The 13,431-nt window shown below is 69.6% G+C and carries 11 protein-coding genes and 1 pseudogene; 1 reads left to right on the top strand and 11 read right to left on the bottom strand.

The window, feature by feature from the left end; translation table 11 throughout:
* Positions 1-132: 132 nt before the first annotated feature.
* Together ACSHWB_RS44355 and ACSHWB_RS44360 are read right to left on the bottom strand one after the other, a co-directional pair.
* On the bottom strand, positions 133-555 hold the full coding sequence (locus ACSHWB_RS44355; protein ID WP_439659345.1) for an SRPBCC family protein: 423 nt from the start codon (positions 553-555) through the stop codon (positions 133-135).
* Positions 556-564: 9 nt separating this feature from the next.
* Positions 565-1,704 carry a Glu/Leu/Phe/Val dehydrogenase dimerization domain-containing protein gene (locus ACSHWB_RS44360; protein WP_439659346.1) on the bottom strand — a complete coding sequence of 380 codons (1,140 nt, stop codon included), beginning with the start codon at positions 1,702-1,704 and terminating at the stop codon, positions 565-567.
* Positions 1,705-1,793: 89 nt separating this feature from the next.
* Here ACSHWB_RS44360 and ACSHWB_RS44365 point away from each other — a divergent pair, with 89 nt between their 5' ends.
* Positions 1,794-3,272, top strand: coding sequence for an APC family permease (locus ACSHWB_RS44365; protein WP_439659347.1), 1,479 nt, complete (start codon positions 1,794-1,796; stop codon positions 3,270-3,272).
* On the opposite strand, the pseudogene rho reads toward ACSHWB_RS44365, so the two are convergent.
* The 9 genes and pseudogenes from rho to ACSHWB_RS44410 all read right to left on the bottom strand — a co-directional run.
* Positions 3,253-4,269 (bottom strand): annotated as a pseudogene (gene rho, locus ACSHWB_RS44370) (transcription termination factor Rho); the annotation flags it as partial. The gene ACSHWB_RS44365 and the pseudogene rho sit on opposite strands and share 20 nt — an antisense overlap.
* A gap of 259 nt (positions 4,270-4,528) precedes the next feature.
* Positions 4,529-5,089, bottom strand: coding sequence for a DUF4360 domain-containing protein (locus tag ACSHWB_RS44375; RefSeq protein ID WP_439659348.1), 561 nt, complete (start codon positions 5,087-5,089; stop codon positions 4,529-4,531).
* A gap of 64 nt (positions 5,090-5,153) precedes the next feature.
* Positions 5,154-6,755, bottom strand: a complete 1,602-nt coding sequence (locus tag ACSHWB_RS44380) for a 5-guanidino-2-oxopentanoate decarboxylase (RefSeq protein WP_439659349.1) — start codon at positions 6,753-6,755, stop codon at positions 5,154-5,156.
* Between the two features lie 2 nt (positions 6,756-6,757).
* A complete protein-coding gene (locus tag ACSHWB_RS44385) occupies positions 6,758-8,746 on the bottom strand; it encodes an acetate--CoA ligase family protein (protein WP_439659350.1) in 1,989 nt (662 codons plus the stop codon).
* Positions 8,743-9,906: an acyl-CoA dehydrogenase family protein gene (locus ACSHWB_RS44390; RefSeq protein WP_439659351.1), complete on the bottom strand. Its 1,164-nt coding sequence runs from the start codon at positions 9,904-9,906 to the stop codon at positions 8,743-8,745. Before ACSHWB_RS44390 ends, ACSHWB_RS44385 begins: the two co-directional genes overlap by 4 nt.
* 437 nt (positions 9,907-10,343) lie before the next feature.
* Positions 10,344-10,715, bottom strand: a complete 372-nt coding sequence (locus ACSHWB_RS44395) for a GntR family transcriptional regulator (protein WP_439659352.1) — start codon at positions 10,713-10,715, stop codon at positions 10,344-10,346.
* A gap of 53 nt (positions 10,716-10,768) precedes the next feature.
* Positions 10,769-11,080, bottom strand: coding sequence for a hypothetical protein (locus ACSHWB_RS44400; protein ID WP_439659353.1), 312 nt, complete (start codon positions 11,078-11,080; stop codon positions 10,769-10,771).
* 15 nt (positions 11,081-11,095) lie between these two features.
* Positions 11,096-12,394 (bottom strand): nickel/cobalt transporter, encoded by a 1,299-nt coding sequence (locus ACSHWB_RS44405; RefSeq protein WP_439659354.1) that lies wholly within the window; start codon positions 12,392-12,394, stop codon positions 11,096-11,098.
* Positions 12,391-13,419, bottom strand: coding sequence for a tetratricopeptide repeat protein (locus ACSHWB_RS44410; protein ID WP_439659355.1), 1,029 nt, complete (start codon positions 13,417-13,419; stop codon positions 12,391-12,393). Before ACSHWB_RS44410 ends, ACSHWB_RS44405 begins: the two co-directional genes overlap by 4 nt.
* Between the last annotated feature and the right edge of the window lie 12 nt (positions 13,420-13,431).

Raw genomic sequence — 13,431 nt, forward strand, 5'->3', positions numbered from 1 at the left:
GCTTGATGAGGGGACCATTCCTCAACCTGAGGTTGAGGAATGGTCCCCTCATCAAGCTCAGGTCCATCGAGTTCGGGGGGTCTGGGCGTTTCGGACAGGAATTCAGGCCAGGTGCTCAGACGCCAGCCTCGATCACCGGGCCTCGGCGACGCCCTTGATCGAGGCGGCCTCGGTCTCGACGTAACGCCTGGCCCGTGCCTTGGTCATGAGCCAGCCGAGCCCCGCGAGCGGTCCGGACACGTCCAGGGCGAGCGTGAGGCGGGCGCCTTCGGGATGCGGCTCGACGAAGTGCGACGCGACACCGAGGACGCCGGGCGACTTCGACTCCCAGGTGTAGGACACCCCGTCGGTCAGTTCGGTGACCGTCCACACCGCCTCGGGCAGCTTCGGCTGCCTGAGGCGGGCACTGGAGCCGACGGCGAACGGCCCGTCGTCGAGGCGTTCCACGGAGTCGACCGTCGGGATCCGTTCCGGCCAGCGTTCGACGTCGACCAGCACCTCCCAGACGCGTTCGGGCGGGGCCGCGATCGTGATGGTGTGCTGCAGGCCTGGCATCCGCCGAGTCTACGACCGCGGGAACCGTTGTTCGATCTCCTTCACCGCGGCGGCAGCGAGTTCCGCGGCAGCCGCACGGGGTGACGGTTCGTCCACGATCTTGGCGACGAGCCGGCGCATGTTCGTGCCGATCTTCTCGAACGCCGACTCCGCCGTGGCGTCGATGTCGCCGAACAGGGTCCACCACCACCAGGAGTTCGTGGCGGAGTTCGCGACGACGTCCGGGATGACCAGTGCGTCGATCTTCGCCTCCGCCTCCACGGTCACCGGCATGTTGGCGGCCTCGACGATCAGTTTCGCTTGGACGGCGTGGGCGTTGTCCTTGTCGATCGCGTAGCTCGTGGCGGCGGGGACCAGGACGTCCGCCTCGACGTCGAGCCACCGGTCGCGGCCGAGCTCCCGGTCCTCGGGGCGCAGCATCGTGCGGTCGATGGCGCCGTGCGAATCCCGGGACAGCAAAAGGGTTTCCACATCGATGCCATCAGGGTTTGCTATGACACCGTGGACGTCCGCGAGCCCGACGATCTTGACCCCGGCCTGGGCGAGGTACCGCGCGGTCGCGCCGCCCATCGAACCGAAGCCCTGCACGAACGCAGTGGGGTTGTGCAGGTGGAGGTGCTCGATCCCCGCGAGCGCGGCCTGGGCGACGCCGTAGCCGCCGACGAGTTCGTCCAGGCTGACGCCGTCGACGGTGACCGCGAACGCGTCCGCGAGTCGTTTCCTGGCCTTCTCCTCGTCGTCCAGCAGCGGGTAGACCGCCTGGATGGACGACTGGAGGCCGATCCTCTCGATCGCCTCGTCGATGGTGGACTGGTGCAGCCCCAGGTCCTCCCCCATCGTCCAGAAGCGTTCGATGTAGGGCGACATGGCGTAGAGGTACGCCGTGAGGACCTCCTTCGCCCTCGGGTCGTAGGGGTCGAAGTCGATGCCGCCCTTAGCACCGCCGAGCGGGACGTAGCGCGCGCCGGGGTCGTAGTTGAGGGCCTCCTTGGCGGTCATCCCCTCGGCCAGTCCGTGGACCTCGTCGAGCGTGCAGCCGGCGCGCATGCGCAGACCCCCGCTGCTGACGCCACGTACGAGGCGGTCGATGACGAGGTAGCCACGCGCTCCCGTCGCCGGGTCGGTCCACGTGACCTGGAGATAACTCATCGCTCGCACCCCTTGACTTCAGCGTATGACCGCGATCACATGAGCCCGAATAACTGACTGATGAATCAGTCAACCATCTGGAGGGTCCCGTGAGCGAGGTACAGCCTCTCAGCGGCAACTGGTTGAGCGAACGGACCCACCTGCGCAAGTCGCTGCGCAGGGCCGACGTGACGTTCTACCTGCTCTGCACCCTCGTCGGCCTCGACACCATCGGCAGCGTCGCCGCGCATGGCCCTCAGGGGCTCGTCTGGATGGTGATCCTGGCGGCGGTGTTCTTCCTGCCGTACGGGTTCCTGACCACCGAGCTCGGCACGGCGTTCCCCGTCGAGGGCGGCCCCTACGTGTGGACGAAGCTCGCGTACGGACGGCTCGCGGCGGGCGTCAACCAGGTCCTCTACTGGCTGTCGAACCCGCTGTGGACGGGCGGCACGCTGGCGATCATCGCCGTGACGACGTTCGAGACGTTCTTCCTGCCGCTGGGCATGGCGGGCAAGCACATCGCGGGTCTCGCGTTCATCTGGACCGGCGTCCTGGCCGTCGCGGCGTCGCTGCGGATCGGCAAGTGGGTGCCCATCGCGGGTGCGTTCGCGCGGATCGTGCTGCTGGGGTTCTTCATGGTCTCAGTCGTCGTCTACGCGGTGAAGAACGGCGTACAACCGTTGTCCGGTGCGGACTTCGTGCCGACATGGGCCGGTTTCGTGGTGCTGGTGCCTGTTCTGATCTTCAACTACGTGGGCTTCGAGCTGCCGTCGACCGCCACGGAGGAGATGACGGATCCGCAGCGCACCGTGCCGTTCGCGATCCTGCGTTCGGGCATCGCGGCGTTTCTTCTCTACGGCGGACCGATTCTGGGGATCCTGCTGGTCGTGCCGGCCTCGCAGATCCAGGGCCTGGGCGGTTTCATCGACGCCGCCAAGCAGGTGCTGACCGTCTACGGCGGGTCGGTCGCGGCGGACGGAACCGTCACGTTGACAGGTGTGGGTGCGGTGCTGGGCAGTGTCTGCGCGGCCGGTCTGATCGTCGGCGTGCTGACTTCCGGTGTCTCCTGGGCCATCGGCGCGCATCGGGCGCAGGCTGTCGCCTGTGCGGACGGCGCGGGTCCTGCTTATCTGGGCCGGTTGTCACCGCGGCACGGCACTCCCGTGCGCGTGAACGTCCTTTCCGGACTGCTTGCGTCCATCGTTCTGGTGACAGCGCTTAACTTGTCCGACGGCGACTCCGAGAAGTACTTCACCGCCGGGCTGGCGCTGGTGATCTCGACGACGTTCATCAGCTACCTGCTGACGTTCCCGTCGATGCTGGTGTTGCGCCGCCGGATGCCGGACGTGCGACGCCCGTTCCGCGCGCCTTTCGCCGTGCTGACAACGGTTCTGACGACCGGACTGGTCGCGTTCACCGTCGTGGTGCTGATCTGGCCGCCCGAGCTGCCCTCTTCGTTCGCGGGCGAGCGGGCGCAGTACACGTTGTCGCAGGTGGTCCCACTGCTGATCGTGATCGGCATCGGGTTCCTCTTCTACGCGCTGGGCTCCCCCACTCGTGCCCGTGACGTCACCTCTGCATCTGCCTGAGGAACTCGGCGTTGCTCTGGGTCTTGCGCAACCCTTCGAGCAGCACGTCGATGTCGCGATCGGACATGGCACGGCGCATCGCGTCCGTGATGGCGAGCTCCTGCGGCCCGACCAGCAGCTCCGCCTTGCGGGTGCTGGACTGGTTGAGGTCGATCGCCGGGTAGATCCGCTTCTGGGCGGCCTTGCGGTCGAGCTTCAGCTCGGCGTTGCCGGTGCTCTTGAGCTCCTCGAAGATGGCCGTGTCGGCCAGCGACCCGGTCTCGACGAGCGAGGTGGCGAAGATCGTGAGGCTGCCACCGTTCTCGATGTTGCGCGCGGCACCGAGGAACTGCTTCGGCGGCGTCAGCGCCCTGGCGTCGATGCCACCGCTGAGGATGCGCCCGCCGTTGGGCTGCGCGAGGTTGTAGGCACGGCCGAGCCTGGTCAGCGAGTCGAGCAGGATCACGACGTCCTGACCGTCCTCGACGAGCCTCTTGGCCCGTTCCACGGCGAGCTCCGCGACCCGGATGTGCTCGCTCGGGTGCTCGTCGAAGGTCGAGGTGAACATCTCGCCGGGGATCGTCAGCCGCATGTCGGTGACCTCTTCGGGCCGTTCGCCGACGAGCGCCACGATCAGGTGGACGTCCGGGTAGTTCTTGGCGATCGCCGCAGCGATCTGTTGCAGCACAATGGTCTTGCCGGCCTTGGGCGGCGCGACGATCAACGCCCGCTGTCCTTTGCCGACCGGCATGACCAGGTCGATGGTGCGGCTGGTGAGCTCGTTGGGGTCGTGCTCCAGCCGCAGCCGCTCGTTGGGGTAGAGCGGCGTGAGGTCCTCGAACCTTGGCCGCTGGTGCGGCTTGCGCCCGTTGACCGTGTCGACGCTGATGAGCTTGTCGTTCTCGGTCTCACCGCTGATCTGGTCGCCGCGGCGCAGGTCGAACTGCCTCACGAGACTCTGCGGGACCTGGGGCCCGTCAACGAAGAATGCCTTGTTGTTGCGTACGTCGAGTACACCGATGTGCATCGGGTGTGTCCTTTCAGGAGGGTTGTTCGAGACGCGCTCGTCGACTCCGCGCACCAGGTGCGACGGGAGGAGAGCGCTGCAGATGCCGTTGATCCGACTGCATCTGATGTGTGGGGCCACCGACGTGAGAAGCCGGGGGTCTTCGCTGCGGCGTTGTGATCGTCCAGCAGCTGATCGGAGCTTACGTGCGCTTACGGGCGCACTGCCGGATACAAACGGACTGTAGCAGAGAACGTCAACCGCCCGCTTGTTATTCCGCGCACTTCTTCCACGAGAGCCGGAACGTCGTGCTCACGCTCGAGTCGGTCGAGTCCATGGTCATGAAGCTGCCGCTCCCCTTGCCCGTGAGCTTCAGCTCCGTCTCGACGGTCAACGGCTTGCGGTCCTTGCACGGCCCGTGCGCCACCCCGCTCGGCGTGTCGGTGACCTGCCAGTTGTCGCTCATCGGCGCCTGATACGTGTGGCTGCTGTGCCGCGTCGGAAGTCCGGGGAACCAGTAGTCGTTGCGCACGACGCCCTTGGCCTTGTCCGTGAGGTGCGCGAACCCGCGGTAGTCCGTGGCGGCGATGCCGTAGGTGTACCCGGCCGCGTGGTCGATCCTGAGCGCGATCGTGCAGCTCCGCTTGGCCTCGTTGCCGTTGCCCTGCACCAGGAAGTCGCTGTAGGTGACCGTGAAGGCCTCGTTGTCCTGCGACATGCCGACGGTCGTCGTGCCTGCCGGGCACCCGGACCCGGCGACGCTGACGACGTTGATCGTCACCGGACCCGGCGGGGGCACGAGAACTGCCAGCAGTGCCACCACGACCAGCATCGAGGCCTCCTCACGTCGCTGTTGGAGAACCTACCGAGGCGCGCAATCCGGCGAACGGCGCAGCTCACGCACCGGCCAGATCGCCCACCACGTGGATCACGGTCGGCCGGTCCGCGTGGAACGCCTTGCGCAACGCGGTGGCGAACCTGTCCTCGTCGTCGACCGCGACCCCGTGGCAGTTGAGCCCCTTGGCCACCTTCACGAAGTCGACGCCCGGCAGGTTCACTCCGTGCACGGGTTCGCTGCGGTCGACCATCTCGCGGCGGATCTCGCCGTAGCCGCCGTTGTCGGCGATGACCACGGGCAGGGGCAGGCGTTCCTGGGCCGCCGTGGCGAGCTCGGGGAGGGTGAACATCACGCCGCCGTCGCCGTGCAGGGCCACCACCTGACGGTCGGGGGCGCCCATCTTGGCGCCGATCGCCGCGGGCAGGCCGTAGCCGAGCGTGCCGAAACCGGTGGGGTACAGGAAACTCGCCGGGCCTTCGAGCGGCAGGTTCGACAAAGTGCCGTAGTAGCAGGCCATCGCGCTGTCGCCGGCGATGATGGCGCCGGGGGCCAGGACTTCCTCCAGCGCTGCCACCAGTGGGAGCCAGGGTGCTCCTTGGGCTCTGGCGTGTTCGGTGAAGAGCTTCTGCCAGCGCTGGGCTCGGGTCTGAGCGTCCTGGCCGGGGTTTCCCTTGCCCAGGCGCTGGTTCAGGGCCGTCACGGTGGCGTCGGCGTCGCCCACGAGGCGGTAGTCAGGGAGGGCGTTGGTGATCATCTGGGCCGGGTCCACGTCGATGCGGATCAGGTCGCCGGGGAACCGCAGCGGGCCGTTCCAGAGGTCGGTGGAGGCCAGTTCGGTGCCGATGGCCAGGACCACGTCGCAGCTCGCCACGAAGTCCGCCACCGCCTTGTGGTGCAGGCCCGCGCCGATGGAGAGCGGGTGGCGTTCGGAGAAGGTGCCCTTGCCGTTGGCGGTGGCCACGACCGGAGCGCCCAGGCGTTCGGCGAGTGCGGTGATCTGCTCGGCCGCGCCCTTCGCCCCGCCGCCGACGATGATGCCCGGTTCGGCGGCCGAGGTGAGGCGGCGGGCGGCCGCGGCGATGGTGGCGGAGTCCGCCGGCGGGTGGGCCACCAGGACCGGGGCCACCTCGGTGACCTCGTCGACGGTGTCGATGAGGTCCAGCGGGATCTCCAGGTGGGCCGGGCGGGGGCGGCCGGAGGTCATGTGCGCGAACGCCTGGGCGACGGCGAGCGGGATCTCGGCGACGCTCTGGACGCGGTTCGAGTAGCCGATCACGGCCTCCAGCGCGACGCTCTGGTGCCGCACCTCGTGCAGCGTGCCGTTGCCGCGGCCGGGATGGCGCAGGGGCATGCCGGGCGAGATGAGCAGGACCGGTACGGAGTCGGAGTACGACTGGGTCACCGCGGTCATGGCGTTGAGGACGGCGGGGCCGCTCGTGGTGAGGCAGACGCCTGGTTTGCCGGTGACGCGGGCGTAGCCGTCGGCCGCGAAGCCCGCGCCCTGCTCGTGGCGGGGCGTGACGTGCCGGACGTCGTGTTCGGCCAGTGCGCGGTAGATGCCGAGGTTGTGGGTGCCCGGGATGCCGAACACCAGGTCGGTTCCGTGCGCGACGAGGGCGCGCACCAGCGCGTCACCCCCGCTGAGGCGAGGTGGGGTCATGCTCATGCCACGCGCTGTCCGCTCATGTCGTTCACTGCCTCCCCCGAAGGGATGATCAACGCGTCGACGGCCAGCACGCCGTCGGGCCCCACGCGCACGGGGTTCAGCTCGATCTCGGCGAGGTCCGGCCTGGCCGCGAGCGTCTCGGAGACCTGCGCGATCACCTCGGCCAACGCTGCCACGTCCGGCGCGGGGGCGCCACGCCAGCCTGACAGGAGCGGGGCGGAAGTGAGGCGTGCCAGCATGTCCCGCGCTGTGGCGGGGGTCACGGGCGCGAGCTCGATCGTGGTGTCGCGGAACAGCTCCGCGTGCACGCCACCCGCGCCGACGAGGACGACCGGGCCGAACGACAGGTCCCGCTTCGCGCCGATGATCAGCTCGACGGTGTGCTCGCGCGTGTCCATCTCCTCGAGGACGTACGTGCCGGGGCCGAGCCTCGCCCGCATCTCCTCGAACGCCGTCGCGGGGTCGGTCAGGCCGAGTCGCACGCCGCCGTGCTCGCTCTTGTGCGCGAGCCAGTCGGCCTTGAGCGCGAACGGGCCTTCGAGGGCGGTCGCAGTGACGTCGTCCGCGGTCGTGACGGCGTGGGCCTTGGGGAACTCGACGAAGCTGAGCAGTTCGCGGGCGGCCAGGTAGCCGGGGCGGAACGGGCCGGCGGCCGCGGCCCGCGGCACGATCTCCAGCGAGCTCCTGCCCAGCCTGCTCGCGTGCCCCAGCGCGGCCACCGCACGTTCGATGGTGTTCTGCACGGGGACGCCACCCGCGCGCAACGTGCGCACCGCGGCGGAGTCCTCGCGCATGCTGTGCACGACGACGGGGACGCCGGTCTCCCTTGCCAGCGCACAGATCCGGTCAGCTACGACGACCTCGGCGGACTCCAGCGAGGGCGCGTCCTCCCCGTAGCTGCCGAAGTAACCGGACAGCACGACCGTGTCGACCTCTCCCCCGCGCGCCAGCACCTCGATCGCGCGTGCGTAGTTCGCCAGGTCCTGCTCCCCCGCCCCGGCGAGGTCGATCGGGTTCCGCCGCGACGCCCCGACGGGCAGACCGTCCACAGCGGACAGCGCGGGCACGGTCAACCCTGCCGACACCGCGAGATCCGCCGCAATGGCCCCCTGGCCGCCGGAGTCGGAGATGACCCCGACCCTGCACCCGCCCGGCACGCCGGACGTCAGCACCGCCGCGAGGTCGACCAGCGCCGAGGGCGTCGTCACGCGGACCGCCCCCGCCCGGCGGCAGGCCGCGTCCACCAGGTCCAAAGAGGACGTCAACGCCCCGGTGTGCGTGCGAGCGGCTTCCCGCGCGGCGACCGAGGACCCGACGGTCAGCAACACGACGGGTTTGCCGGCCGCGCGCAGCTCCGACATGGCCGCCACGATCCCTGGGCCGAAGCTCTCCAGGTAGACCCCTGCCACCGTGGTCAGGTCGTGGGAGACCAGGTCCAGCAACGCTTCCGTGGCCGTCACGTCCGCCTGGTTGCCCACCGAGACGAACCGCGAGACCCCGAGCCCGGACGCCGCCGCGAGCCCGGCGATCTCCAGCCCGACCTGCCCGCTCTGCGACACCACGCCCAGCGAACCGGCCTGGAACCGGCCCCACGCGAGGTGCAGCGACGTCGCCGCGTCGAACACGCCCAGGCAGTTCGGCCCGAGCAACCGCGCGCCCGCCTCCCGGATCCGGTGGATCACGCGTTCGTCGATGCCCGAGGTGATCCCGACGAAGCCGCGCACACCGGCCGCGAGCGCCTCGTCCACCACGGCGGGCACGTGTGCGGCGGGAACGGCGAGCACGACGAGCTCGGGTGCCTCGTCCAGTTCGGAGAGCGAACGCACGGTCGGCTGCCCCAGAACGGCGCCACCACCGCGGTTCACGAGGTGCACCGTGCGTCTGTCATGGCCGACGAGTGCGCCGCGGGCGAGCCAGTGGCCCCACTTGGCGGGGTCGTCGCTCGCACCCACGACGGCGACGGAGGCGGGATCGGAGAAGATCATCTCGCACCGAGGCCGCGCGAGATGACCAGGCGCTGGATGTCCGAGGTGCCTTCCTCGATCTCCTCCAGCTTGGCGTCGCGCATCCAGCGCTCGACGGGGTACTCGCGGGAGTAGCCGTAGCCGCCCAGCGTCTGCACGGCCGCGTGCGTGCACCACATGGCGTTCTCCGACCCGACCAGCTTCGCCATCGCCGACTCCTGCGCCACCGCGTGCCCTTCGTCGTACAACGTCGCCGCGCGCACCGTCAGCAGGTGCGAGGTGTCGACGCGCGTGGCCATGTCCGCGAGCCGGAACGCGACCGCCTGGTGCCGGATGATCGGCACCCCGAACTGCTCGCGCTCCGCCGCGTAGGAGGTGGCGAAGTCCAGCGCGGCACGGGCGAGTCCCGTCGTGGCCGCGCCGATGAGGATGCGCGAGGCGTCGAACGTCCGCATCAACCCGGCGAACGCCTGCCCTTCCTCGCCGATCCGGTTCTCCACCGGCACGCGCACGTCGTCGAGGAACACCTCGGCGTTGACGATCGCGCGCTGCCCCATCTTCTGGAACGGCGGCCCGACCGTCAGCCCCGGACTGTCCCGCGGCACGACGAAAGCCGTGACACCGCGCGACCTCAGCGACGGGTCCACCGTCGCGAAGATCACGAACATCTCCGCGTAGGGGGCGTTGGAGATCCAGGTCTTCTGTCCGTTGAGGACGTACGAGCCACCCTCTCGCCGCGCCGACGTCCGGATGCTCGCCGCGTCCGACCCGCTGCCGGGCTCGGTCACGGCGACGGCGGTGAGCGGCGGCCGGTCCGTCGCGAGTGGACTGAGGAACCTCTCCTGCTGCTCGGGCGTGCCGAGGTGCTCGATCGGTGCGCTGAAGAAACCGTTGGAGGTGACCAGGTTGCCGATGCCGATGTCACCGTGGCACAGCTCCTGCTGGATCAGCACCTGGGTCAGCAGGTCCGCGCCACCGCCGCCGAACTTCTCGGGGAGCATGAACGAGGTCAGCCCGAGCGCGGCCGCCTTCTCCCACACGTCGAGCGGCGACTCGGTGTCCGCCTGGTCGACGGCGCGTCCGCGTGGCCGGATCTCCCCGGCGGCGAAGCTCCTGGCCAGTTCGACGAACTGCTCCTGTTCGGCCGTGAGCCGCAGGCCGTCGCGGACGGTCCGCACCATCGCGCACTCCTAAATTGACTGACGAGTCAGTTATTCACGATCCACCGGGCAGCCTAGCTGTGCCAAGACGGATCAGGAGGGTCGCGAACGGGTGACTACCAGGCCATACGAGGAACGGTGGCCCTGCGCGGCTGACGTACGGTGAGCGCCTGCGGAGGCGCTGATCACCTGCTTGGAGCAGCCCTGGATCTACGAGTGACCAGAGGCGCACTGAGACAAGATCACGGCATGGCCGACCGGCTCACCCGGTACCCGGAACGGGTAAACGACCCGGCAGGAGTACGAAATTTCGAACTGTTCGTCGAACGACGGACCCGCGACCGGGGGCGAGGACGGCGCACCGAGATCACGACCCGCCTCGCCCACGATCTGCCACCGCTCCGATGTGGAACGCCGATGTTCCAGAAACCCTGACGGCTTCAGGAGATCGGTGCCGCTCAGGCGTGCAGGGCGGCCCGGACGATCTCCAGGGCCTCGTGCCGGGTGAGACCCAGCTCCCCGGACATCGCCGCGTACTGGGCCGCCGCCGCACGCACGCGCTCGCGGTTGCTGTCGCCGTTCGCGCTGACCACGGTGCCGGCGCGGCCTCTGGTCTCCACGAGGCCGGCCTCCTCCAGCTCACGGTAGGCGCGCGCCACCGTGTTCACCGCCAGGCCCAGGTCTTTCGCCAGGGCGCGCACCGTCGGCAGCTTGGCGCCCACCGGCAGCTCTCGGTTCGAGATGGCGTGCGCGTAGTGCACGCGCACCTGCTCGTACGGAGGTGTGTCCCCCTGGTGGTCGATCTTCACCACGCCGCATCCTCCCCGCATGTAGCTACTTCTGTGTTGACCAACGGGAGAACGCGGCGAAGGATGCGGTCGATTCAGCGCAGATTGTTCCTCTCGGCTCCCATCCGCACGTAGAGCTCGCGCCAGCCCTGGTCGGCCTCGGTGGCCGTTTTGCCGTCGCAGTAGGGTTTCGTGCCGTTCGAGGTGTAGTAGCGCAGGATCGACAGCGAGACGACCGTGTCCCAGTTGCCCTCGTCGAAGTACTCCTCCCCCGGTGTCTGCTCCTGATGTCTCATGCAGGAGATGTCGGACTGCCCCTGGTCGTCGAACTGGGCGGTGGCGCTGCCCTGAGAACTGCACGCGGCCAGAGCCAGGGCCAGGGCGGCCAGCGCGATGAGCTTCTTCATGATCCTTCTCCTTGGTTAACCGGCCAGCGCACGCGTGGCCAGACCGACTCCTACGACCATCACCAGCGCCGCCGTGCCCAGCGGCGTGAAGTCCGTGAACCTGCGGAAGCGGGCCAGGCGCGGCCCGAAGCGGTCCCGCAGCGAGACGAGCAGCAGGCCCGCCGCGGTCAGCGTCGCCGCCATGCCCAGGCCGTACGCGAGCACCAGCACGACGCCGAACCAGGTGCGGCCGAGCGCGATGGCGCCCAGCAGCACCACCAGGGCGGACGGGGACGGCACCAACCCTCCCGCCACCCCCATCCCGACGAGCCCCGCCCGGCGGTGCCCATGGCCATGACCGTGCCCATGACCATGTCCGTGGCCGCGCCGCGAACGACCACGAGCACGCACCGCCGAGCGGAGCAGCACCCCTCCGATCACCGCGACCAGCAGTCCGCTCGCGAGCCCGAGCCAGCGCAACACCGACTCACCCGCGATCGCACTGGACGCGCTGAGCAGCAGCCCCAGCACCAAGACCCCCGCCGTGTGGGTGATGGTGACGGTGGCGCCGACGAGGAGTGCGTCGCGGCGGGTCCCCCTGGAACCCGCCAGATAGGCGGCCATCACGGTCTTGCCGTGGCCGGGCAGCGCCGCGTGCGACGCGCCCAGCACCAGAGACAGCAGGACCGCACCGACTCCGACCACCGGGGTGAGATCACCCACCAGTCCGACGGCCGCCTTCGTGGCTTCACCTATGACCCCGGGCGGGGTCACGGCCGACCCCTCCCCTGGTTGGGCGAGGAACCGCACCGCCCGCACGTCCAGCGGCGACGAGAGCAGGTCCTCCGGGTAGGCGCGCAGCTCGTTGCTGATCGACTCGGCCGGCGCGCCCGACACCGCCACGTCGACCCCGGCGACGGTGATCTCGCGCCAGCCGGGCTTGTCCTTGAGGTAGGAGTCGCTGAACGTCACCTCGACCTCGCCGCGTGACGGCAACAACGCGGTGTACTCACAGGTGAGGCGCATCGTGGGCAGGCCGGCCTCACCGGGCGGCCGCACGACGTCGGCGTCGCGCACCTCGAACCGCAGCTCCTGCTCGTCGGCCATGGCGTCCAACGACTTCGCGCGTTCCGTGCAGCGCTTGCGGGCGTCGACGAACTCGCGGTCCTGCAGGGTCGGGATCTCCGCACTGTCCACAACGGACCGCAGCTCGATCCGGTCGGAGAACACCCGCAGGCCGTCGTAGTGGTTCACGCTGAGGTTGCTCAACGGGTGTGCCTGCGCGACCCCGCCCGTCAACAGCATCCCGAACAGCACCAACAGGAAGACCCTCATCGCAGCGCCCCCAGAATCGCCTCGCGGTGCCGCAGCACGGCAGGATCACGCCAGCCGGATGCGACGGCCCGGTCCGAGTACGGCAGCGCTTCCGCCGACCGCTTGTTCACGTGCAGGGCCCACGCCATCGCGTCCGCGGTGAAGACGCTCTGCCGCTTCGCCCACTCCTTCTCGGCGAACCGCAACGCCTCGGCGGGATCACCGTGATCGGCCGCGATCAGCGCCGCCGTCAGGTCGTCTCCACCCAACGACCGCAGCAGCTGCAACGCGAGGTCGTACTGCACCCGTGCCTCGGCAGGCCGGCCCGCCTTGTCCAACGCCTCGCCGTACCTCACGAGGTGGTCCGGCGACGGCACCTTCGACGCCAGCTCACGGGTGGTCGCGAGGGACTCGTCGGCCCGCCCCGCCAGCTTGTCCAGGTGAAGCCGGCAGAACGCGGCCTCGTCCGGCGAAGAGGCGGACTCCAGCGCCCGCTCCAGTGCCCCGCGTGCCTCGTCCAGCCGGCCGTGCAGCTCGAAGTGGTAGGCGGCGCGGGTGAACGACGCGACTCCCGGGCGCAGGTCCAGCATCCGTTGCAGCGCAACGGAAGCACCGGCATCGTCACCGAGCTGCGTCAGTGCGTCGACCAGCACTCCCTGGGCAGGAGCCGAGTCGGGCAACGCGGCGACCGCGCGTTGTCCCCAGTCACGACCGGCCGCGAAGTCGTGGCGTGCGTTGGCGAGCGCACCCCGTCCGATGTACGCCTCACCGTTGCCGTCCGGCTTGAGCCGCAACGACTCGGTGAGCGCCTTCTCGGCGCGGGGGTGGTGCTGGGGGTCGAACGTGACGCGGGCGAGCTCGACGTGCGTGGCCCCGAGCCGGGCCCAGGCAGCGGCGTCCTGCGGTGTGCGTCGGAGCTTGGCCTGCAACGACTCGGCGTTGCGCTGCAAGGAGGAGGTCTGCGTGGCGGCGGGTGCCGCCGCCTGCGGGGGAGCGCAGGCGGCGACAGCCAGAAGGGCAGCCAGCAGCGGAAGTGGTTTCCACATTTGAGGCACCCT

The organism is Lentzea sp. HUAS TT2 (genome assembly GCF_051853195.1).
Taxonomy (GTDB): Bacteria; Actinomycetota; Actinomycetes; order Mycobacteriales; family Pseudonocardiaceae; genus Lentzea.